This window comes from Kitasatospora sp. NPDC023120, from assembly GCF_055560835.1.
Map to the genome: position 1 here is coordinate 56,363 of NZ_JBVHHY010000005.1, position 22,932 is coordinate 79,294.

Genomic DNA, 22,932 nt, shown 5'->3' on the forward strand with positions numbered 1-22,932 from the left:
GCGGGCTAGCCGATCGCGGGGCGGAGCCAGCCGAAGTACTCGACCGCGGTGCCGAGCAGCAGTCCGAAGCTCACCACCGGGAACGCGATCTCCCTGGGGAACCGCTGCGCCCGGGCGACCAGGAGGGCGATGCCCAGGCCGAGCAGCGGGCCCAGGGCCATCAGCAGGACGAAGAGCAGGCACGTGACGACCGGGGTGCCCGAGGCGAGCCCCATCACCGAGACCACCAGCGCGGCGGACCCGATGGTCAGCAGCATCGGCGCGGCGAGCAGCAGCTGGCCCACGCCCAGGGCGGCCCCGAGCAGGTTCCGCTTGCCGGGGAGGGCCTGCCGTCCCGGGAGGGTCTGTGCCATTGCCGCTCAACTCCTGTGGTGACTCCGTCGGTTACGGAACCATCCTGGGCGGCGGCGTGCACGGCGGCCTGAGTACGGGTACTCAAACGCGACCGGGGAGCGGACCCAGATTGGGCCCGCTCCCCGGCTCAGCGATCAGGTGTGGTCGCGGTCAGCGCCTCAGCGCCACCACTGGACCGCCTTCTCGGCGTTGATGATGCCCGCGCCGTAGAAGCCGTTGTCGTCCGCGCCGCCCTCACAGGTGGCCTTCCACTCGCCGGTGCCGCCCGGGTTGAACGCACCGCCGGTCGGGCACGGGTGCGACTCGGCCTGGCTGGTCAGCATCTCGGTCAGCTCCTCCGGGCTGGCCCACGGGAAGGTGCTGGCGAGCAGGGCGAGCACACCGGTGGTGTGCGGGGCGGCCATCGAGGTGCCCTGCATGTAGCCGTACTTGCCACCGGGGATGGTGGACAGGATGCGGCCGTTCTTGTCCGGGGTGTCCGGGATCTGGTAACGGCGGTCGCCACCCGGCGCGGCGACGGTCACGACGCCCTTGCCGTAGCTGGAGTAGTACGCCTTGTCCCCGTTGACGCCCACCGAGGAGACGGCGATGACGCCGGGCAGCTCGGTCGGCAGCGACAGGCAGTCGTTGGTGATCGGGCGGGTGCCGGGGGTGGTGTCGTCCGGGCTGGAGACGTCAGTGGTCTTGTGCGCCAGGTCGATGTTCTCGTTGCCCGCGGCGGCGACGTTCAGGACGCCCTTGCGCTGCGAGAACGCGACGGCCTTGCGGACGGCGGCGGAGACGGCCGCCTGGTCCTTGTCGTTCGGGCAGTTGAACATCCACGGGTCGACGTAGTAGCTGTTGTTCGTCACCTTGAACTGGTGCTCGCCGGCCCACACGAAGCCGCAGATCGCGTACTCCGGGTAGATGAACCCGCCGTCGTCCACGACCCGGACCGCGGCCAGCTTGACGTTCGGGGCGATGCCGACGACGCCCTTGCCGTTCTTGGCGGCGGCGATGGTGCCGGCCACGTGGGTGCCGTGGTCACCGTCGACGCCCGGCTGCCAGGCCTTCCAGTCGGTGTTCGGCTTGCCGCCGTCGATGCAGGAGACCGACTGCGAGGCGTCCACGTTGGCGGCCAGGTCCTCGTGGGTCGCGTCGATGCCGGAGTCCAGCACGCCGACGGTGACGTTGCGGCTGCCGAGCGAGATCTTGTGCGCCTTGTCGACACCGATCTGGCGCATGTCCCACTGGTTGGCCTCGAGCGGCTCCTGGCCCGGGGCGGGCGCGGCGGTGGGCTCGGCGGCGACCTCGGCCTTCTGCTGGTCGGCGGCGGTGATGCCCTTGGTGCGGCTGGCACCGACGGACTCGACGCCCTTGGCCAGGCGCAGCTTCTCGGCGAACTTGGTGTCGGTCGAGCGCGCGATGACGACGCCGATCTGGTCGTACGAGTAGACCACCGTGCCGCCGAGGCTCTTGACGGCCTGCTCGACCTTCTGCACCTGGCCGTGGTTGGCCTTGGTGTTGACGACGTAGCTGAGCAGCGGCCCGGTCGTCGGGTCGGCCGTGGGAGCCGCGACGGCGGTGCCGGCCGGGAGCGCGAGGGCGCCGGCGGTGGCGAGCACGAGGCCCACCGCCGCGTACCGGGTCCGGCTGATCCGAGGCATTCTCATTGGGGTTGGCCCTCCCGAGTCGTCATGCGGGCAGCTGCGGTTGGCAGGTGCGCTGGGAATGACCGGGACGCTAATGAATATTCGATGAGATGCGCAAGAGGTAGTCATCTAATCGTCACATCTGGATCAGCAACGGAGGTTAGGAGTCCGGCAGGTGAACAAGGGAAACAGGGATCAAGATTGTTAAAAAGTGATGGTTCGCCGACGTGCGACCATGCACTTCGGAAGCGGCCGCCGACCCCGCTACAACGCGTACAGCCGACGCGCGTTCTCGGCGGCGACCAGCCGCCTCAGCCGCTGCGCGTCGGCGGCGGAGCACGCACCGTCCGCCTGCCAACGGTCCAGCAACGCACCCAGTCCGTACCGGAACTGACAGGTGCCCACCAAGAAAAGTTCGGGTAGCCCGTAAGCGTCGGTGGAGAACAGCAATTTGCCGAACGGCGCCAGTTCCAGCATCTCGCCCAGCACCGACGCCACCCGCGGGCCCGTGTAGGAGGCGGTCAGCCCGAGATCGGTGAAGACCGTCGGAAAGGCCTGGGCCAGCCAGGCGGCCTGGCGATGGTAGGGGTAGCAGTGCAGCAGCACCAGCGGGACGCCGCTCGGCTCGGCGGCGCGCACGAAGTCCGTCAGCAGGGACGGGTCGGCCCGGTGCAGGGTGAGGTCCGGATCGCCGAAGCCGGTGTGGAGCTGGAGCGGCAGGCCGAGCCCGGCGCAGACGTCCACCGCCGTCCAGAGCAGGTGGTGCAGCAGGACCGGGTCGGTCAGCCGGTCCTGCCCGCCGCGCAGCCGGGCGCCGGCCGCGGCCACCACGGCCGCCCGGCCGGGCCGTTCGGCCGGGGCGGCCAGGCCGTGCCGGTAGGCGAGCACCGACTTGACCGCGACGGCCCCGGAGGCGGCCTCCGCCAGCGCCTCGGCGACGGCCCGCGGCCAGTCCTCGGCGCCGGCCTGAACCGCCCCGGCGACCGACTCCAGCCGGACCACCTCGCGCACCGACGCCCCGGCGGCCTCGGCCAGCTCGCCGAGCGGCAACAGCGGCGCGCCCCCGGCGGTGGTCAGCCCGGTGTCCACCAGGCAGGTGTCCAGCCCGGCCGCGGCGAGCAGGCGGCGGGTGGCCTCGGCGGCGCCCAACTCGCGCCGCCGGGCCAGGTAGTCGGCGGCCGGGGCGTGCGCGGGCAGGCCGAGCACGGGCGGGCACCAGCGCCGTACGGCGAGGCCGAGCGCGCTGTCGAAGGGCGAGCAGCCGGGCGCGGGCGGCCGGTCGGACTCGGTGAGCAGCCCGGCCAGGGCGTCGTCGGCGAGGTCGGCCGCCACCACGCTGTGGCAGTGGTGGTCGACCAGCGGGGCCGCCTCCGGCCGGGACACCGGTCAGTACCGCCAGCGGGTGGCCGCTGCCACCTCCTCGGGCGTGGCGGCCGCGTACTGCTCGGCCTCCGCCCGGCGCACCGCCAGCACCGCCTGGTACAGCGGCTCGCCGAGCGCCTCGCGCAGCACCGCCGAGCGCTCGTACGCGGCCAGCGCCTCGGCCGGGCCCTGCGGCAGCCGGGGCACCGTGCCGGGCTCGGCGGCGGCCGGATCCCCGGTGAACTCCGGTGGCAGCGCCAGCCGTTGGTCCATCCCGGCGAGGCCGGCCGCGATCACCCCGCCGACCGCCAGGTACGGGTTCGCGCTCGCGTCGAAGCACTTGACCTCGGCGTTGGCGGCGGTGGCCCGCTCCCCGGTGGAGCCGGTGACCAGGCGCAGCGCGGCCTCGCGGTTCTCCAGGCCCCAGCACTGGTAGGCGCCGGCCCAGTGCGAGGGCACCAGCCGCAGGTACCCGGCGGGGCTGGAGCAGCCCAGCACCAGCAGTTCGGGCAGCGTGTCGAGCACGCCGGCGAGGAAGCCCTCGGCCTCGGCGGTCAGGCCGTGCGGACCGGGGCCGCCGTGCCCGAGGTTGTGCTCGCCGCGCCAGAGGCTGAGGTGCAGGTGCCCGCCGTTGCCGACCGCGCCCGCCTCGACCACCGGGGCGAAGGAGACCCGCAGGCCGTGCCGGGCGGAGACGGCCCGGATGGTGTGCCGGACCAGGACGGAGGTGTCCGCGGCGCCGACCGGGTCCTCGGGGGCGACCGAGACCTCGAACTGCCCCGGGGAGTACTCGGGGTGGATCTGCAGGACTTCGAGGCGCTGCTCGCCGAGGGCGCGCAGGACGTCCCGCAGGTAGTCGGAGAGGTCGGTGAGCCGGTGCATCCCGTACGCGGGGCCGTGTGTCGGGTACCGCGGCTCCTCCTGCGGGGAGCCGGCGAGGGCGACCACCCACTCGACCTCGATGCCGGCCTTGAGGCCCAGCCCGCGCCCGGCGGCGGCGGCCTGCGCCCGGCGGGCGAACAGCCGCTGGCAGCCCGGGTGCGGGGCGCCGCCCTGGGTGTACCTGTCCCCCGGGGCCCAGGCCCAGCCGGGCTGGGCGGCCAGCGGGACGACCCGTCCGAGGTCGGGGTAGAGCCTGAGGTCCCCGGTGGGGCCCCCGATGATCGGGCTGGTGGTGATCGCGTCGTCGGCGAGGAACACGTCGAAGCAGGGCGCGGTGCCGACGCCCCACTGCGCGGCGTGCACCAGAGCGCCGAGCGGTACGGCCTTGACCCGGGTGACGCCCGCGTTGTCCACCCAGGTGACGGCCACCGCCTCGACGGCGGAGGTGCGCAGCCGGTCGACGACCTCCTCGGCGCGCTCGGCCCGCTCGGCGCGCGGGGGCAGCGCGACGGCGGCCGCGGCCCCGGCGGGGCCGGACGGCTCGTCGGCGCCGGACGGCTGGGCGGGACCGGGCGCGGTGGGGCCGGCGGTGGCGGTTCCGATGGTCATGTCACCATGCTGCCCCGCCGGTTGGGCTTCCGTAACTCCCCTATCGGGTGGTCCAAACGGAAGCCCGTCCACCCGTTCACCCGTTCGGGGTGAACCGGGCCGTCAACTCCCCCGCGGTGATCCGCTCCAGGGCGTCCGGGGCGGCGTCCGTCGGGCCCGGGTAGAGCCGGTAGAACGTCCCGTGCACCCCGGCCGGGGCGGGCACGTCGGCGTGCACCAGCGCCGCGAACGCCCGGGCGCCGGTGAGGCGTTCGGCGATCAGCCGGGCGGTGTCGTCCGGCGGCTGCTCGGTGCGCCGGTCGCTCACGTGGCGCCCGCGCACCCGCGCGGCGAAGTCGGCCGGCGGCTCGTCCGCGCCCCGGCGGTAGACGTCCAGCCCGCGGCCCGTCCGGTCGCGGACCAGCACTTCGTCGCCGCCCGCCGCGGCGGACGCGCAGGCGAGGTCCCAGAGGGTGGCCCGGGAGCCGGCGGCGAAGTGCGTCAGCACGTCCTTCGCCAGCGAGCCGATCCGGGCGTGGTGCCGGTCCAGGTTGTGGAACCCGCTGCCGGAGCCGGTGTTGAGGTCGGTCCAGGTGTAGCCGCGCTGCTCGAGGTCCACGATCATCGGCACGCAGATCTTCGCGTCCCCGGCGAGGTCGAGCCGCTGGCGGACGTCCTTCGCGTGGAAGGCGCCCTTGCGGTGCTTGGCCGCCGCGGCCTGGTCCAGGGTCATGAACCCGGCGAAGGCCTCGGTGAGGTCCTCGAACGGGATGTCGTTGTAGCTGAAGACCACCACCACGGCGTACCGGGCGCCGATCCCGGCCAGGGCGGGCAGGTCGAGGTCCACGAACTCGGTGGCGCCGTGCGGCGGCGGGGCGGTGGTGAAGTCGCCGGAGTGGACGGCGGCGCGCGGCCCGGTGACCAGCCGGGTGTAGTCGCACAGGCCGGTGAACTGCCAGTCCTCGTCGTAGAAGGCGACCGACAGGTCGAGGTCGACCCGCTGGTGCGGGCGCTGCGTCCAGTGCAGGAAGAGCCGCAGCCGCTGCCCGTCCGGGAGCTGCTGCACGCTGCCGCGCGGCACCGCGACCAGGGTCTTGGCGGCGGCGCGCTCGGCGAAGGGCACCACCAGGTCGGCCAGTGCGGCGTCCAGCACGGCGACCTCGTAGCGCCCCGCCTCCCGCGCCGACTGCCCGGCGCGGCGCAGCAGTTCGGCCTCGATCAGGGTGCAGACCGGCGCGCTGAGCCCGGCCGGGACGGGCGTGCCCCAGTCGAAGCGGGCGTGCGCCGAGGCGACCCGGCCGCGCGGGAAGTACAGCCGCCGCTCGCCGGTTTCGCGCGGTGCGCGCAGCCGCCCGTACGCGCCGAGCAGCGGGCCGGGCGCGACCGCGCGCAGCGCTGCCGGCAGCGCCTCGGCGAGTTCGGCGGGCAGCGGCTCTCCGGGGAACCAGGTCTCGTGCACCCGCAGCAGGTGGTGCAGCCGGCGCACCAGCTCGCCCGGGCGGCGGGCCAGCAGCCGGACGGCGGCGGGCAGGTCGCCCTGCCCGAGGGCGTGCTCGACCCGCGCGGCGAAGGTCTCGACGGTCAGCCGGGTGTGCCCGCCCGGCGTCTCGCGTACCCGCAGCGGGGCGGGCGCCTCGCGCAGCTGCGGGCCGAGGCCGTGCAGGTCGAGATCGCTCTGCCGGATCACGGCGAAGGCGGCCGCGGCGTAGGGGAAGCGGTCGCGGTGCTCGTACGGGTGCAGCAGTTCGCCGGCCCGCAGCCAGGGCTGCCGGTGGCGGCGCAGGTCCTCGGCGAGGGTGCCGACCGGGAACGCGTCCAGGACGGCGAGCAGTTCGCGCCGCAGCGGGCGGGGGAGGTTGCGCAGGCGCAGGGTGCGGGCGGTCTCCGGCAGCAGGTCGGGTTCGGCGCCGGACCAGGCCCAGATCAGCCGCAGCACGTCGGTGGCGGTGGTGAGGTGGTCGGCGAGCAGCGGGCGGGTGCGCTCCGGCTCGCGGCGCAGCAGCGCGGCGAGGACGGTGGCGCGGCTCTCCCGGACGGGGATCTCCGCGGGCAGCCAGGCGGCCGGGTCCTCGGGGGCGTGGTCGAGGAGCAGCGCGAGGTCCTCGCGGTCCTGCGGGCCGAGCGGGGTCTGCCGGGTGAGCAGGGCGGCGAGCGCGGTGCCGGCGAGCGTGGTCGCGTCGACGGCCTCGGCCAGGCGCAGCGGCTTGAGCAGTCCGCCGGGCGGCAGGCCCTTGGCGACGGCGCGGGCGCCACTGGTGTCGGACTTCAGGTAGCGCTCGCGTTCCAGCGGGGTGAGGCAGACCGGGCACCGGCGGTCGTCGAAGGTCTCGACCAGGTCCTCGTGGCAGTCGCCGCACAGCAGGTGGGCGCAGGGGGCGAGGGCGCCGATCCCGGCCTCCAGGCTGCTGCGCTCGCAGACCAGGCAGATCTGGCTGTCCTGGCAGAGCAGGTAGCCGCGGATGGCCGCGGAGTAGGAGGCGTGCGCGTGAGGGGGCACGCCGTCGGGGAAGCGGCGGAACAGCGGCTCGTGGCGGCGGTCGGCGCCGAGCGCGGCGTCGATCCCGCGCAGCAGCCGGGCGCCGGTCTCGGCGAGGTCCGCCGGGCGCAGCCGGACGAGGGCGGCGCGCAGGTCGCGGGTCAGGACGTGGCCGCGCTCGGCCAGGTCGGCCTCCAGCGCGACCAGCCCCTTGGCCGTCCACGGCTGCGGCTCCTCGGACGGGGCCCCGGCGGCGACCAGGACCGTCCCGTGGCGGCGCAGCAGGTAGGCGTCCAGGCCGGTCTCGGGCGTCACGGCGCTCGGCTTCTTCACTGCTCTTCCCCCGGTAGGTATGACAAAGCGGGGGCGGAGAGTGGGCGCACTCGGATTCATTGTGGAGATGAGTGGAGAAGGAAGCACGCCGCGGAGCCGCCCCCGCGTCGATCACCCTAGCGAACACCGGCCCCGCGCCCGAACGGTTTTCCGCCCACGACCCCTTCCTACCGGCGAGTAGCTTCGCTACAGTGGCCGCACGCACCACCGCCGGGCTTCGGGAGCCGCACCGGCGGGAGCCTGCGGTCGCCGTGTCTGCGGCGCTCGCGCGGTGCGCTTTCACCGGCCGGTACCGCGAACCGCGGCAGGCCGGGCTTCTCCTCGCATCAGAGTCGCTTCCTTCACCTTCGAGCGCCTGAGTACCACGGCACACCCGCAGTTCGGCCGGAGCGGACCGGCGACTGCCCCGGGTGGGCCGCACCCCGTCATCTTCCCGAGCCCCCGCGCGTGGACCCTCCTCCGGCGGTGGCCGCCCCCCGTCGTACGGGCGCGGCGGCGCGCCCGCCGGAGCACGCACGGGCCCTTCATGACTAGGAGTCAGGACAAATGGAGCGTCCCTTCCCCACCGTCGCCGTCGTCGGCCTCGGCACGATGGGTGCCGGTGTCGCGGTGGCGGTCGCCAAGAGCGGCCGCCGGGTGATCGGCATCGAAGCCACCGAGGACTCCGCCGCCCGGGCGCTGGCCCGGATCGAGGAGGCGACCGCGCACGCGGTCGACCGGGAGCGACTCACCGCCGAGGAGCGCACCGGGCTGCTGGCCCTGATCTCGGTCGGGCACGAGCTGGCGGCCGCCGCCGGCGCCGACCTGGTGATCGAGGAGGTCCCCGAGCAGCTGGAGCTGAAGCGGGAGGTCTTCGCCGAGCTGGACCGCATCTGCCCGGAGACCACCGTGCTGGCCACCGGCACCACCGCCCTGTCGGTGACCCGGATCGCCGCCGCGACCGCCCGTCCGGAGCGGGTGCTGGGCCTGCACTTCTTCAACCCGGTGCACACCATGAAGCTGGTCGAGGTGGTCCGCACCGTGCTGACCTCCCCGCAGACCGCCGAGGACGCCGCCGCCTTCGCCCGCGACCTCGGCAAGGAGCCGGTGGCAGCCGGCGACCGGGCCGGCTTCGTGGTCAACGGCCTGCTCTTCGCGTACCTGAACCAGGCCGCCGCGATGTACGAGTCGAAGTACGCCTCGCGGGAGGACATCGACGCCGCTATGCGGCTCGGCTGCGGCCTGCCGATGGGCCCGCTGGCGCTGCTCGACCTGATCGGCGTCGACACCGCGCGCACCGTCCTGGAGGCGATGTACGAGCAGTCCCGGGACCGCCTGCACGCCCCCGCCCCGATCCTCGGCCAGCTGGTCTCCGCCGGGCTGCTGGGCCGCAAGAGCGGCCGCGGCTTCTACACCTACGAGGCGCCGGGCTCGTCCAAGGCCGTGGACGCGGCCACCGGCCCGGCGCAGCCGAAGGTCCCGGGCCGGGAGGTCCGGACGATCGGCGTCTGCGGCTCGGGCACCATGGCGACCGGCATCGCCGAGGTGTTCGCCAAGGCCGGACACCCGGTGCTGCTCGCCGCCCGCAGCCAGGAGAAGGCTGACCGGGCCAAGGCGCAGCTGGCGAAGTCGCTGGAGCGCTCGGTCGCCAGGGGCCGGATGTCCGCCGAGCAGCGGGACGCCGCGCTGGAGCTGATCACCCCGGTCGGCCAGTACGCCGAGCTGGCCGAGGTCGACCTGGTGGTCGAGGCGGTGGCCGAGGACCTGGGCGTCAAGCGGGAGCTGTTCGCCACCCTGGACAAGATCGTCAAGCCGGGCGCGGTGCTCGCCACCACCACCTCCTCGCTGCCGGTGATCAGCTGCGCGACCGCCACCTCGCGGCCGCAGGACGTGATCGGCATGCACTTCTTCAACCCGGCTCCGGCCATGAAGCTGGTCGAGGTGGTCTCCACCGTGCTGACCGCGCCGGACGTCACCGCCACCGTGCTGGAGCTGACCGCGAAGGTCCGCAAGCACCCGGTGGAGTGCGGCGACCGGGCCGGCTTCATCGTCAACGCGCTGCTCTTCCCCTACCTGAACGACGCGGTGCGGATGCTGCAGGAGCACTACGCGACGGTGGACGACATCGACACCGCGATGAAGCTCGGCTGCGGCTACCCGATGGGCCCGTTCGAGCTGCTCGACGTGGTCGGTCTGGACGTCTCGCTGGCCATCGAGCAGGTGCTGCACCAGGAGTTCCGCGAGCCCGGCCTGGCCGCCGCGCCGCTGCTGGAGCACCTGGTCGCGGCGGGCTGCCTGGGCCGCAAGACCGGCCGCGGCTTCCGCGACCACGCGCGCCGGTGACCACGCCGCAGCCCGGGGGCGCGGCGCCGCGCGGCGCCGCGCCCACCGCCCGCCCCGGCTGGAGCCCGGGGACGGTGTCCTCACGCTGGCCGCGGCCGGCCGTGACCGGCCCGGTCGCGCCGGTGCGCCGGGGAAGGCCCGCGGGCGCGCCCGCGGGGCCGTGTAGCGTTCCGGACATGGATCGGGTTCAGTCAGCCTCCCCGCAGCACCCCGCCGGTTCGCACGGCGCCGACCGGACGGCCCCCTCGACCGGGGGCACCGGGCCGGAGGGCGGGCCGGGCAGCCGCCGGGCGGCGGCGCAGCGCCAGCAGATGCGCCAGGACCTGGCCACGGCCGCGATGGAGCTGTTCGCCTCGCAGGGCTACGAGGAGACCACGGTCGACCAGATCGCGGCCGCCGCGGGGGTGGCCCGGCGCACCTTCTTCCGGTACTTCCGGTCGAAGGAGGAGGCGATCTTCCCCGACCACGACGACACCCTGGTCCGGGTGGCCGACCTGCTGGCCAGCGCCGAGCCGGAGGAGCACCCGCTGGATGTGGTCTGCCGCGGCATCAAGGAGGTGCTGCGGATGTACGCCTCCACCCCGGGGGTCTCGGTCGCGCGGTACCAGCTGATCCGCCAGGTCCCGGCGCTGCGGGAGCGGGAGATCGCGGTGGTGGCGCGCTACGAGCGGCTGTTCACCCGGTACCTGCTGGGCCGGTTCGACACCGGCGAGTCCATCCCCTCGGGCTGGCAGCGCGGCGGCGAGGACGACTCGATGCTCGCCGAGGTGTCGGCGGCGGCGGTCGTCGCGGCGCACAACCACGTGCTGCGGCGGTGGCTGCGGGCCGGCGGCCGGGGGGACGTGGAGGCGCAGCTGGACCACTCCTTCGAGGTGATCCGGCGGACCTTCTGGGCCTCCAGTGCCCCGGGTGCCAGACGCCGGGGATCAGTGGTGGCACCCGGTGCCAGTGGGGCGCCCGGTGAGATCGTGGCGGAGAGCGCACTGAGTGCCAGCCCCGGAGGTGAGGTACTCATCACAGTCGCCCGGACGGACGTCCCGCTGGACGTCGTGGTGGACAGCATCCGGGCCGCACTGAGCGGCGCCCGGGAGTCGTAAGCCCAGCATTTACGCAGGTCAGAGCGGTATCGAAGGCCCGCACCGATTCGTCGGCGCGGGCCTTTCGCATGCCCGCCGGGCGCGCGTCACGCGTCGTTTCGGCCCGTTTCGGACGCTCGGAATTCCTGACACCCGGTGTCTTTACGAGTGGCACAGGGTGCCACTACCTTGTTACCCACCAGTCGCGGCGCCGCGGCTCCCCACCTCGGCGCGCCGTCGTCCGGCGTTCCCACACCCCGGGAGCAGTGCCAGCACGGCCCGGTCCACACCGGGTGCCCAGCCTGACCCACCCACCACCCACCTCAGCGAAGCCGGTGTCCGCTCCCGGCTCCCCCAGACGCCCTGTGACCCTCACACAGGTACGCCTTCGGAGGCAGCCATGCAGGAAATCCTCGACGCGATCCTCAGCACCGACAGCACGTCGGCGGACTTCGCGGCGATCAAGCTCCCCGAGTCCTACCGAGCGGTGACGCTCCACAAGGACGAGGAGCAGATGTTCGCGGGCCTCGACAGCCGCGACAAGGACCCCCGCAAGTCCCTTCACCTCGACGACGTGGCCCTGCCCGAGCTGGGCCCCGGCGAGGCCCTGGTCGCCGTCATGGCCAGTGCGGTGAACTACAACACCGTCTGGAGCTCGATCTTCGAGCCGGTCTCCACCTTCGGCTTCCTGGAGCGCTACGGCCGGCTGTCGCCGCTCACCAAGCGCCACGACCTGCCGTACCACGTGGTCGGCTCCGACCTGGCGGGCGTGGTGCTGCGCACCGGCGCCGGGGTCAACGCCTGGAAGCCGGGCGACGAGGTCGTCGCGCACTGCCTCTCGGTCGAGCTGGAGTCCGCGGACGGCCACAACGACACGATGATGGACCCGGAGCAGCGCATCTGGGGCTTCGAGACCAACTTCGGCGGCCTGGCCCAGCTGGCCCTGGTGAAGACCAACCAGCTGCTGCCCAAGCCGAAGCACCTCACCTGGGAGGAGGCCGCCTCCCCCGGCCTGGTCAACTCCACTGCGTACCGCCAGCTGGTCTCGCGCAACGGCGCCGGCATGAAGCAGGGCGACAACGTGCTGATCTGGGGCGCCAGCGGCGGCCTCGGCTCGTACGCCACCCAGTACGCGCTGGCCGGCGGCGCCACCCCGATCTGCGTGGTCTCCAACGACGCCAAGGCCGAGATCTGCCGCGCCATGGGCGCCGAGGCGATCATCGACCGCTCCGCCGAGGGCTACAAGTTCTGGAAGGACGAGCACACCCAGGACCCGCGCGAGTGGAAGCGCCTGGGCTCCAAGATCCGCGAGTTCACCGGCGGCGAGGACGTGGACATCGTCTTCGAGCACCCGGGCCGCGAGACCTTCGGCGCCTCGGTGTACGTCACCCGCAAGGGCGGCACCATCGTCACCTGCGCCTCCACCTCCGGCTACATGCACCAGTACGACAACCGCTACCTGTGGATGTCGCTCAAGCGCATCGTCGGCTCGCACTTCGCGAACTACCGCGAGGCCTTCGAGGCCAACCGCCTGATCGCCAAGGGCAAGATCCACCCGACCCTGTCGAAGGTCTACTCCCTGGAGGAGACCGGCCAGGCCGCCCTCGACGTGCACCACAACAAGCACCAGGGCAAGGTCGGCGTGCTCTGCCTGGCCCCCGAGGAGGGCCTGGGCGTGACCGACCCGGAGTTCCGCGCCAAGCACATCGACGCCATCAACCTCTTCCGCGAGCTCGACGAGCGGAACAACAAGCACAGCCGGAACGTGTGAGGCGCACCCCGATGACAGAGCCCCAGAAGCGCGACCGCCCCTGGCTGATGCGCACCTACGCCGGCCACTCCACCGCGAGCGACTCCAACGCGCTCTACCGGCGGAACCTGGCGAAGGGCCAGACCGGCCTGTCCGTCGCCTTCGACCTGCCGACCCAGACCGGCTACGACTCCGACCACATCCTCGCCCGCGGCGAGGTGGGCCGGGTCGGCGTCCCGGTCGGCCACGTCGGCGACATGCGCACCCTGTTCGACGGCATCCCGCTCGAGCAGACCAACACCTCCATGACGATCAACGCCACCGCGATGTGGCTGCTGGCGCTCTACCAGGTGGTCGCCGAGGAGCAGGGCGCCGACATCGCCAAGCTCACCGGCACCACCCAGAACGACATCGTCAAGGAGTACCTGTCGCGCGGGACGCACGTCTTCCCGCCCGGCCCGTCGGTGCGGCTGATCACCGACATGATCGCCTACACGGTCGGCAACATCCCCAAGTGGAACCCGATCAACATCTGCAGCTACCACCTGCAGGAGGCCGGGGCCACACCCGTCCAGGAGATCGCGTACGCGATGTGCACCGCCATCTCGGTGCTCGACGCCGTCCGCGACTCCGGCCAGGTGCCCGCCGAGCGGATGGGCGACGTGGTCGCCCGGATCTCCTTCTTCGTGAACGCCGGCGTGCGCTTCGTCGAGGAGATGTGCAAGATGCGCGCCTTCGCCCAGCTGTGGGAGAAGGTCACCCTGGAGCGCTACGGCGTCACCGACCCCAAGCAGCGCCGCTTCCGCTACGGCGTCCAGGTCAACTCCCTCGGCCTGACCGAGGCGCAGCCGGAGAACAACGTCCAGCGGATCGTCCTGGAGATGCTGGCCGTCACCCTCTCCAAGGACGCCCGCGCCCGGGCCGTCCAGCTGCCCGCCTGGAACGAGGCGCTCGGCCTGCCCCGCCCGTGGGACCAGCAGTGGTCGCTGCGGATCCAGCAGGTGCTGGCGTACGAGTCGGACCTGCTGGAGTACGGGGACATCTTCAACGGCTCCGAGGTGATCGAGACCAAGACCGCCGCGCTGCTGGCCGGCGCGGAGGCGGAGATCGCCAAGGTGCTGGAGATGGGCGGGGTCATTCCGGCCGTCGAGTCCGGCTACCTGAAGTCCAACCTGGTCGCCTCGCACGCCGCCCGCCGGGCCCGGATCGAGTCCGGCGAGGACAAGATCGTCGGGGTCAACTGCTTCGACACCACCGAGCCGAGCCCGCTCACCGCCGACCTCGACACCGCGATCATGGTGGTCGACCCGGCCTCCGAGCGCTCCGTGCTCGCCGCCCTGGAGGCCTGGCGCGGACAGCGCGACGAGGCCGCCGCCCAGCGGGCGCTGGCCGAGCTCAAGGCCGTCGCCGCCACCGAGGCCAACCTGATGCCGGCCACGCTCGCCTGCGCCCGCGCCGGCGTCACCACCGGCGAGTGGTCCTTCGCCCTGCGCGAGGTCTTCGGCGAGTACCGCGCCCCCACCGGCGTCGGCGGAGCGCCCGTCGCCGTGGCCGCCGAGCCCGGTGGGGAGCTGGAGCAGGTCCGCGCCGCGGTCGCCGCGACCGCCGCGGAGCTGGGCGCCGGCAAGCTGCGCCTGCTGGTCGGCAAGCCCGGCCTGGACGGACACTCCAACGGTGCCGAGCAGATCGCCGTCCGGGCCCGCGACGCCGGGTTCGAGGTGGTCTACCAGGGCATCCGGCTGACCCCGGAGCAGATCGTCTCCGCCGCCGTCGCGGAGGACGTCCACTGCGTGGGCCTGTCGATCCTCTCCGGCGCGCACTGCGAGCTGGTGCCCGACGTCCTCAAGCGCCTGGACCGCGCCGGGGTGCAGGATGTCCCGGTGATCGTGGGTGGCATCATCCCGGCAGCGGACGGCGAGGCCCTCAAGGCCGCCGGCGTCGCCGCCGTGTTCACCCCGAAGGACTTCGGCATCACGACCATCATCGGCCGGATCGTGGACGAGATCCGGCTCGCCAACAAGCTCCAGCCCTGGACGCCCGCACCCGCGACCACCAGCTGACCACTGGGAAGGACAGAACCACCCTCATGACTACCGTGAACCGCCTCCGGCCCCGCCGTTCCTGCCTCGCCGTACCGGGCAGCAACCCGCGCTTCCTGGAGAAGGCCCAGGGCCTCCCGGCGGACCAGGTCTTCCTCGACCTCGAGGACGCCTGCGCCCCGCTGGTCAAGGAGAGCGCCCGCCACAACATCGTCGACGCGCTGAACAACGGCGACTGGGGCGGCAAGACCAAGGTCGTCCGGGTCAACGACTGGACGACGCACTGGACCTACCGCGACGTGATCACCGTGGTCGAGGGCGCCGGCCCCAACCTCGACTGCATCATGCTCCCCAAGGTCCAGGACGCCGAGCAGGTCAAGGCGCTCGACCTGCTGCTCACCCAGATCGAGAAGACCATGGGCTTCGAGGTCGGCAAGATCGGCATCGAGGCGCAGATCGAGAACGCCAAGGGCCTGATCAACGTCGACGCCATCGCCGAGGCCTCGCCCCGGCTGGAGACCATCATCTTCGGCCCCGCCGACTTCATGGCCTCCATCAACATGAAGTCCCTGGTCGTCGGCGAGCAGCCGCCCGGCTACGGCGCCGACGCCTACCACTACATCCTGATGCGCATCCTGATGGCCGCCCGCGCCAACGACCTGCAGGCGATCGACGGGCCGTACCTGCAGATCCGCAACGCCGAGGGCTACCGCGAGGTCGCCGGCCGCTCCGCCGCGCTCGGCTTCGACGGCAAGTGGGTGCTCCACCCGGACCAGGTCGCCGCCGCGAACGAGATCTTCTCGCCCTCGCAGGAGGACTACGACCACGCCGAGCTGATCCTCGACGCCTACGACTACTGCACCTCCGAGGCGGGCGGCGCCAAGGGCTCCGCGATGCTCGGCGACGAGATGATCGACGAGGCCAGCCGCAAGATGGCCCTGGTCATCGCCGGCAAGGGCCGGGCCGCCGGCATGCAGCGCACCACCAAGTTCGAGATCCCGGAAAGCTGAGGGCCTGAGCCATGCAGTTCGGACGCACCTACGAGGAGTTCGAGGTCGGCGCGGTCTACAAGCACTGGCCCGGCAAGACGGTCACCGAGTACGACGACCACCTCTTCTGCCTGCTCACCATGAACCACCACCCGCTCCACATGGACACCAACTATGCGGAGAAGACGACGGACTTCGGCAAGAACGTCGTGGTGGGCAACTACATCTACTCGCTGCTGCTCGGCATGTCCGTCCCGGACGTCTCCGGCAAGGCGATCGCCAACCTGGAGATCGAGTCGCTGCGCCACGTCGCGCCGACCTTCCACGGCGACACCATCTACGGCGAGACCACCGTGCTCGACAAGTGGCCGTCCAAGTCCAAGGACGACCGGGGCATCGTCTACGTCGAGACCAAGGGGTACAAGCAGGACGGCACGGTCGTCTGCATCTTCCGCCGCAAGGTGATGGTGCCGACCGAGACGTACATCAAGGAGCGCGGCGGCGAGCAGCCCGGCCGCCCGACCCCGCTCTCCTGACCCATCTCCACCCGAGACCCCGGAGGGGCAGGCCGCCGTCATCGGCCGACCCCCACCCGGTAACGGGGGCCCTGCTGCCGCAGCCACGCCGGCAGGGCCCCCGCAATCCCCCCCCCCGCCCTCTTAGACCTTTCCGGAGCCGCACGATGGGACGCCTCGCACAGACCGACGGCCTCACCGAGATCCAGCGGGACATCCTCGCCACCGTGCGGGATTTCGTCGACAAGGAGATCATTCCGGTCGCGACCGAGCTGGAGCACAAGGACGAGTACCCGACCGCCATCGTCGAGGGCATGAAGCAGCTCGGCCTCTTCGGGCTCACCATCCCCGAGGAGTTCGGCGGCCTCGGCGAGTCGCTGCTCACCTACGCCCTGGTGGTCGAGGAGATCGCCCGTGGCTGGATGTCGGTCTCCGGCATCGTCAACACCCACTTCATCGTGGCGCACATGATCAACGCCCACGGCACCCAGGAGCAGAAGGACTACTTCCTGCCGAAGATGGCGGCCGGCGAAATCCGCGGCGCCTTCTCGATGTCCGAGCCGGGCCTCGGGTCCGACGTTTCGGCCATCTCGACCAAGGGCGTCAAGGACGGGGAGTTCTACGTCCTCAACGGCCAGAAGATGTGGCTCACCAACGGCGGCACCTCCACCCTCGTCGCGGTCCTCTGCAAGACCGACGAGGGCGGCAGCTCCCCGTACAAGAACATGACCACCTTCCTGATCGAGAAGGAGGCCGGCTTCGGCCCGAACCCCAAGGTTCCCGGCCTGACCGTGCCCGGCAAGATCGAGAAGATGGGCTACAAGGGCGTCGACACCACCGAGCTGGTGCTGCAGGACGTCCGGATCCCGGCCGACCGCATCCTCGGCGGCGTCCCGGGCCGCGGCTTCTACCAGATGATGGACGGCGTCGAGGTCGGCCGCGTCAACGTCGCCGCCCGCGGCTGCGGCGTCGCCCGCCGCGCCTTCGAGCTGGGCATCTCCTACGCCCAGCAGCGCTCCACCTTCGGCAAGAAGATCGCCGAGCACCAGGCCATCCAGTTCAAGCTCGCCGAGATGGCCACCAAGGTCGAGGCCGCCCACCAGATGATGGTCATGGCCGCCCGCAAGAAGGACAGCGGCGAGCGCAACGACCTCGAGGCCGGCATGGCCAAGTACCTCGCCTCCGAGTACTGCAAGGAGGTCGTCGAGGATGCCTTCCGCATCCACGGCGGCTACGGCTTCTCCAAGGAGTACGAGATCGAGCGCCTCTACCGCGAGGCCCCGATGCTGCTCATCGGTGAAGGTACTGCGGAGATCCAGAAGATGATCGTCGGACGCCGGCTCCTGGAGGAGTACCGGATCGCCGAGTGATCCCCGGGCCGCCCGCCGACGGACCACGTCACCGGGCGGCCCCCTCGAACCGCCGGTCGACGGGCGTGCGGGCCCGTCCCGGCGGAGCGCCGTGCCCCGTCACGGGCCCGGCCTGGTCCGCCAGGGTCCGGCACGGCCCTCCGGAAGCGGCCGCAGGGCGTATAGCTGCGACAACGCGCCCTGCGGCCGCTTCCGTACACCCGCTTCCGGCCGCCGCGGCCGTTTCCCCCGGCGGGTTCCGTCCGCGTGCCGTTGAGACAAGTCTCACCAGCCGTGTGCGGTCCCTTGGGAACCGGACCGGGTCGAGCTACGGTCGTAGAGGTGGACGCGCGGACGCGCTCCCACCGGACACATGAACGAGCAGGCGGGTTGCCCACCCACCGTGTGCTCCCGATAGCATCCACCGGGACAGCAAGCCGTCCCTCTATTACCGATCCCGCGGTGGCCCCCGTCCAGCGGCCATGATCCCCCGCGACAAAGGTCTTCGATGCCCATCAGCCCGTCCCCTCACCACTCCGTCACGGACCGCGATGCCCTCGCAGCCACGACGGCCGGTCGGCGACCCCGCGTGACCATCGCGCGCGGAGCCACCCCCTGGTTCGTCCCCACCCTCGCCACGGCCGCCGTGACCACCGCCCTCACCCGGCGCAGCGGCAAGTGGGCCCTGGCGGCGGTACCCGCCTGCGCGCTCAGCGCGGGCATGCTGTGGTTCTTCCGCGACCCCGAGCGTGAGATCGGCACGGGCAGAGTGATCTCCCCCGCCGACGGCGTGGTGCAGAGCATCGACGCCTGGCCGGACGGCCGCACCCGGGTCGCGATCTTCATGAGCCCGCTCAACGTCCACGTCAACCGCGCGCCCCTGCCGGGCACGGTGACGTCGGTCGAGCACGTCGCGGGCGGCTTCGTCCCCGCGTTCAACAAGGACAGCGACCAGAACGAGCGGGTCGTCTGGCACTTCGACACCGAGCTCGGCGACATCGAGATGGTCCAGATCGCGGGGGCCGTGGCCCGCCGCATCGTGCCGTACGTGGACGCCGGAACCAAGGTCGAGCAGGGCGACCGGATCGGTCTGATCCGGTTCGGGTCCCGGGTCGACACCTACCTGCCGGCCGGCGTCGAGGTCGGCGTCGAGGTCGGCCAGAAGACCACAGCCGGGGTGACGCGCCTTGACCGTGACTGATCCTGAGACAATCGTCGGCCTGGACGACGAGGAGACGGCCCTGCGCCGCCGCCGCTGGGCGCGCGACCGCGAGCTGCGCGCCCCGCGCTCTCCGCAGCACTTGTCCACCGCCGACTTCCTGACCCTGGGGAACGCCGTCTGCGGCTTCCTGGCGATCTACTCGATCACCACCGGGGTCCTCGTCCCGCACATCACCAACCCGGACGCCGCTCCGGACCGGCACAGCGCCGCCACCGCGGTCACGCTGCTGCTGATCGGCTCGATGTGCGACCTCTTCGACGGCCTGGTGGCGCGCAAGCTGCGCTCCTCCGCCCTCGGAGCGGAACTGGACAACCTGGCCGACCTGATCAGCTTCGGCATCGCGCCGGCCTACTTCGTCGCGGTCTGGGGCATGGTCTCCCAGGGCTCCAACAGCAAGCTCTCGGCGCTCATCGCGATCACCGTGCTGCTCGCCGTCGTGCTGCGGCTGGCCCGCTTCTCGGCCGTCAAGATGCGGCCCGGGGTGTTCCAGGGCATGCCCTGCCCGATGGGCGCGATGACGGTCATCGCCATCGTGCTGCTCGACCCGCCGTTCCTGCCCGGTCTGCTCGCCATCTTCGGCGCCGCGTACCTGATGGTCAGCCGGATCGAGTACCCGAAGCCGCAGGGGCTGCTGGCCACCGCCACGCTCTGCTGGATCGTGGTCTCCATCGGCTGCCTGGCCGCCTGGGCCACCGGCCTGCCCGGCGGCGACGCGCTGATGCACGTCGGCGCGTTCGCCCAGATCACGCTCGCCGCGATGGCGCCGCTGCTGGTCATCCGCCGCAAGGTGGGGCAGAAGGTCGGCGACGTCCGCGCCCGGCGGGCGGAGTCGCGGCTCGGCTGATTTCCCGTCTCACGGCGAAGGGCCCGGAACCGATCGGTTCCGGGCCCTTCGCCGTTCTTCGTCGTTCTATGCCGTCTCGGCCGTTCTTCGTTCCAGCCGTTCTTCGTCGTTCTCGGCCGTTCGTGCCTGCGCCGGCTACGCGCCGCCGGTGTGGACGCTGAACGCCGAGCGGCGGGCCGCTCTGGCCACGCCCGGGTCCGGGTGCACGCTCGAGACCGCCGACAGCACCGAGGCCGCCCGCGGGTGCCCGGACTGCCGGGCCCGGGCGAACAGCCGCACCGGATCGCCCGCCGAGGCGCCCTCGACGTGGCCCACCAGCAGCTCCGTCTCGCCGTGGTCGAGCACCGCGGCGGCCGTGTCCACCCAGAGCCAGGCCGCGTCGTCCGCGCCCAGCACGTCCGCCGGGGAGACCCCCTCGTCCGCTCGCTCCGCCAGCCACAGCAGCGCGTACGGGCGCAGCACCGGCTCGTCCACCGACGCCCGCACCGCCTGCTCGGCCGGTCCGCCGGCCACCCGCAGCGCCTCGAAGGCGAGGCCGCGCACCAGCGCGTCGTCGCCCTGCGCCGCGTCCAGCAGCTCGGCCACCGCCCGGTCCGCCGGCCGCGCCGCGACCCAGGCTCGGTACTCGGCGCGGGCCGGGCCCGGCGAGTAGTCGGCGCAGGCGTTCAGCAGCTCGAAGGCGCTCTGCTCGATGTGCCCGGCCGCGGTCTGGGCGACCGTGCAGATCTCCTCCAGCTTCGCCCGCACCGCCCAGTGGCCGAGCGGCGACAGTTCCGCGGCGTCGTTCCTGCGCGTCAGGGCGCCGACGGCGGCCAGGCCGTCCAGCATCCAGTCCAGGACGGCGGCGACGTCCGAGGGAGCGGCCGGGGTGTCGATCTGCGGCTCCCGGCAGGTGCCGCGGACGGCCGACACCGCGGAGGCGGCGTGCGGCACCGGCGACAGGCCGGGACCGCCGGCCCCGCCGCCGACCCGGCGCTCGTCCAGACCGCGGCGCAGCAGCTCCAGCAGCTCGCTCTCGGCCACCGGGCCGTCCACCAGGTGCAGGAAGGAGAGCAGCTGCGGGGCCTGGTCGACGGCCTGCCCGGCCAGCACGGCGAACACGCCGCGCAGCGCTGCGGGCGGCACCGGGGCGAGCAGGGTCCAGGCGTCGAACAGCGCCGACCAGCCCCGCACCACGGCCTCGTCGTCGTGCTCCCAGGCGTGCAGGCGCCAGCCGGGGCCGGCACCGGCGTCCCGGGCCTCCACCAGGCCCACCAGGAGCGCCTGCCCCCAGGCCTTGGCGGCGGCGCCGACCGTCATGGCCAGCGCCCGGCCCGCCGTACGGGCGTCCTCCGGCAGCAGCTCGCCACGCTTGTCGACTTCCTCGAGCTCCCCGGCCCAGCGGGCGATCCGGACGGCGTCCACCAGCATCCGACGGGCCAGCGGCGCCAGCTCGGCCGGCGCGGGGAAGCCCTCCGGCACGGGAACCCTGCCCCGCCCGGGCGCCGGCGCGGGCCCCCGCCGCCGGGGTACGCCGTTACGGGGTACACCCGCCCCGCCCGGCCTGCCACCGGCGGGCCGGTGGGCCGTACCGGGGAGACGGGTCACCGTCGCACCGGTACCGATCGGAGGCGGGAGCGGGGCATCACGGTCGCGCGGGTTCCGAGACGTCACGTCGAGCAGTCTTCCCCTTGTACCGGCCTTCTGTCACATCCGGTTGTCCGTACGACCGGACGACCGGCGACGGCACCTCCGCAAGATCGGGCAACAGAGGCAAACCGCCTGGCCGGAAACGTGTGGCCTGCTCATGCCAGGTGGGCCGGGACGGTTGCTGGGCCCGTTCGAACGGTCACGGAGTGTGGTGGCGGTGGTCGGCCAAGGGGGCCAAATTGTGCCCCTGACTGCGGGGGCGATCGCGGCGGACGGCGGCGCCGCCGTCCGCGTCCGAGGGGACTGTCCAGCCCGGATCCGGACGGATGGCGGGCGAGCCGCGGCGATCTTGCGGTGTGAGAAGTCGGCGGGCCCGACTTCTCACGCCCGGCCGGCGGTCGGGGGGAGCTCAGGGGACTCCGGAGGACTTCAGAGGAGGGGGGTGAGCCAGCGGCGGAGGAGCTCGGTGTAGTAGTCGGGGGCGCTGTTCCAGAGGGCGGCGTGGTCGGCGCCGGGGAAGGCCTGCAGATTGACCACGTCGGGGCGGGCGGCGGCCAGGTGCTGGGCGCTGCGGAAGGGGGAGATCCGGTCCGCCGGGCTGTGCAGCAGGAGCGTCGGGACGCGCAGGTCGGTGCCCTCGGCGATGCGGGAGAAGTCGGCGAGGTCGACGCCGGTGCGGCCCCGGGCGGCGAGCGCGCCGAGCTCGGCGGCGGCGCCGCGGAAGCCGAGCCGCTCGGCGTCGCGCCGGGCGCTGGCCGGCAGGTCGAGGACCGGCGAGTCGAGGATCAGCCCGCTGATGGCGTACGACCAGGCGGAGCGCGCCGCCGTCTGCAGCACCATGGTGGCGCCGACCGACCAGCCGTAGAGGATCACCCGGCCCGCCCCGTTGTCGAGCGCCAACCGTACCGCCGCCTCGACGTCGCGCCACTCGGTCTCGCCGAAGTGGCTGTAGCCGTCCGGGGAGGCGGGGGCGCCCTCGTCGCCGCGGTAGGTGACGGCGAGGACAGGCAGGGCGAGGCGGTCGAGGACCGGCAGGACCGGGAGGGTCTGCTGTCGGTCGGCCTCGGGGCCGTGGACCAGGACCACCCAGGTGCCGCGCTTGCCCTCGAGGTACCAGGCGGGGAGGGCGCCGAGCTCGCCGTCCACGGCGGTCTCGGTGTAGGCGAGGCCGAGCGCCCGGGTCGGGTCGCCGAGGTGGACGCGCGGGGTGAAGCGGACCTCGGTGCCGGGGGTGAGGGTGCCCCGGTCGGCGCGGACCAGCCGACGGGTGACGCCCTGCTCGTCGCTGTGCAGGACCTCCTCGACCACCGCGTGCCCGCCGTCCGCCCACTCGACCGCCCAGCGGCCGGGGTGCAGGCTCTCCGGGCCGCGGCTGAAGGTGATCCGCCCGGCGCCGAGGCTCCGGACCAGGACCGGCCCGGACTCCTGGCCGTCGGTCACCGGACGGACCATCCGCTCGGACGCCCGCCGGCCGATCACCAGGACGACGGCCCCGGCCCCGACGGCGGCGGCCGCCACGACGGCAGCGGTTCCCCAGCGCATATCGTTCCCCGCTCTCTCGGTCACGGACC

The 22,932-nt window shown here is 72.9% G+C and carries 16 protein-coding genes; 9 read left to right on the forward strand and 7 right to left on the reverse strand.

The genetic code is table 11. From position 1 onward, the window contains the following. Positions 1 to 5 precede the first annotated feature (5 nt). From ACZ3TI_RS09085 to ACZ3TI_RS09105, 5 genes are all read right to left on the reverse strand, one after another. Entirely contained in the window at positions 6 to 353 is a 348-nt protein-coding gene (locus ACZ3TI_RS09085; protein ID WP_465725016.1) for a hypothetical protein, read from the reverse strand. Positions 354 to 512: 159 nt separating this feature from the next. After that, a complete protein-coding gene (locus ACZ3TI_RS09090; protein ID WP_465725017.1) occupies positions 513 to 2,006 on the reverse strand; it encodes a S8 family peptidase in 1,494 nt (497 codons plus the stop codon). A 243-nt stretch (positions 2,007 to 2,249) separates the two neighbouring features. Next, the gene (locus tag ACZ3TI_RS09095; RefSeq protein ID WP_465725018.1) at positions 2,250 to 3,368 is read right to left on the reverse strand and encodes an amidohydrolase family protein; all 1,119 of its coding nucleotides are present in this window, start codon (positions 3,366 to 3,368) and stop codon (positions 2,250 to 2,252) included. 3 nt (positions 3,369 to 3,371) lie between these two features. Beyond that, a complete protein-coding gene (locus tag ACZ3TI_RS09100; protein ID WP_465725019.1) occupies positions 3,372 to 4,838 on the reverse strand; it encodes a type I glutamate--ammonia ligase in 1,467 nt (488 codons plus the stop codon). A gap of 76 nt (positions 4,839 to 4,914) precedes the next feature. Continuing rightward, on the reverse strand, positions 4,915 to 7,626 hold the full coding sequence (locus tag ACZ3TI_RS09105; protein WP_465725020.1) for an MXAN_6230/SCO0854 family RING domain-containing protein: 2,712 nt from the start codon (positions 7,624 to 7,626) through the stop codon (positions 4,915 to 4,917). 546 nt (positions 7,627 to 8,172) lie between these two features. Between ACZ3TI_RS09105 and ACZ3TI_RS09110 the strand changes: the two genes are divergently transcribed. From ACZ3TI_RS09110 to ACZ3TI_RS09150, 9 genes are all read left to right on the forward strand, one after another. Beyond that, on the forward strand, positions 8,173 to 9,948 hold the full coding sequence (locus ACZ3TI_RS09110) for a 3-hydroxyacyl-CoA dehydrogenase family protein (protein ID WP_465725021.1): 1,776 nt from the start codon (positions 8,173 to 8,175) through the stop codon (positions 9,946 to 9,948). A 176-nt stretch (positions 9,949 to 10,124) separates the two neighbouring features. Then, positions 10,125 to 11,045 carry a TetR family transcriptional regulator gene (locus ACZ3TI_RS09115; protein ID WP_465725022.1) on the forward strand — a complete coding sequence of 307 codons (921 nt, stop codon included), beginning with the start codon at positions 10,125 to 10,127 and terminating at the stop codon, positions 11,043 to 11,045. Between the two features lie 379 nt (positions 11,046 to 11,424). Further along, positions 11,425 to 12,795 carry a crotonyl-CoA carboxylase/reductase gene (ccrA, locus tag ACZ3TI_RS09120; RefSeq protein ID WP_465725023.1) on the forward strand — a complete coding sequence of 457 codons (1,371 nt, stop codon included), beginning with the start codon at positions 11,425 to 11,427 and terminating at the stop codon, positions 12,793 to 12,795. A gap of 11 nt (positions 12,796 to 12,806) precedes the next feature. Continuing rightward, positions 12,807 to 14,834, forward strand: coding sequence for a protein meaA (locus ACZ3TI_RS09125; RefSeq protein WP_465725024.1), 2,028 nt, complete (start codon positions 12,807 to 12,809; stop codon positions 14,832 to 14,834). Positions 14,835 to 14,860: 26 nt separating this feature from the next. Further along, positions 14,861 to 15,823 carry an HpcH/HpaI aldolase/citrate lyase family protein gene (locus ACZ3TI_RS09130; protein ID WP_465725025.1) on the forward strand — a complete coding sequence of 321 codons (963 nt, stop codon included), beginning with the start codon at positions 14,861 to 14,863 and terminating at the stop codon, positions 15,821 to 15,823. Positions 15,824 to 15,834: 11 nt separating this feature from the next. After that, positions 15,835 to 16,338, forward strand: a complete 504-nt coding sequence (locus ACZ3TI_RS09135) for a MaoC family dehydratase (RefSeq protein ID WP_045704019.1) — start codon at positions 15,835 to 15,837, stop codon at positions 16,336 to 16,338. A 146-nt stretch (positions 16,339 to 16,484) separates the two neighbouring features. Beyond that, the gene (locus tag ACZ3TI_RS09140) at positions 16,485 to 17,687 is read left to right on the forward strand and encodes an acyl-CoA dehydrogenase family protein (protein ID WP_465725026.1); all 1,203 of its coding nucleotides are present in this window, start codon (positions 16,485 to 16,487) and stop codon (positions 17,685 to 17,687) included. Between the two features lie 487 nt (positions 17,688 to 18,174). Continuing rightward, the gene (locus ACZ3TI_RS09145; protein WP_465725027.1) at positions 18,175 to 18,867 is read left to right on the forward strand and encodes a phosphatidylserine decarboxylase; all 693 of its coding nucleotides are present in this window, start codon (positions 18,175 to 18,177) and stop codon (positions 18,865 to 18,867) included. Beyond that, positions 18,854 to 19,732 carry a CDP-alcohol phosphatidyltransferase family protein gene (locus ACZ3TI_RS09150; RefSeq protein WP_030059975.1) on the forward strand — a complete coding sequence of 293 codons (879 nt, stop codon included), beginning with the start codon at positions 18,854 to 18,856 and terminating at the stop codon, positions 19,730 to 19,732. The genes ACZ3TI_RS09145 and ACZ3TI_RS09150 overlap by 14 nt, the downstream gene beginning before the upstream one ends. Before the next feature lie 135 nt (positions 19,733 to 19,867). On the opposite strand, the gene ACZ3TI_RS09155 is transcribed toward ACZ3TI_RS09150, so the two are convergent. Beyond that, positions 19,868 to 21,193 carry a hypothetical protein gene (locus tag ACZ3TI_RS09155; RefSeq protein WP_465725028.1) on the reverse strand — a complete coding sequence of 442 codons (1,326 nt, stop codon included), beginning with the start codon at positions 21,191 to 21,193 and terminating at the stop codon, positions 19,868 to 19,870. A 597-nt stretch (positions 21,194 to 21,790) separates the two neighbouring features. Next, complete coding sequence (locus tag ACZ3TI_RS09160; protein WP_465725029.1) at positions 21,791 to 22,903, reverse strand: alpha/beta hydrolase family protein; 1,113 nt, start codon at positions 22,901 to 22,903, stop codon at positions 21,791 to 21,793. Positions 22,904 to 22,932 lie beyond the last annotated feature (29 nt).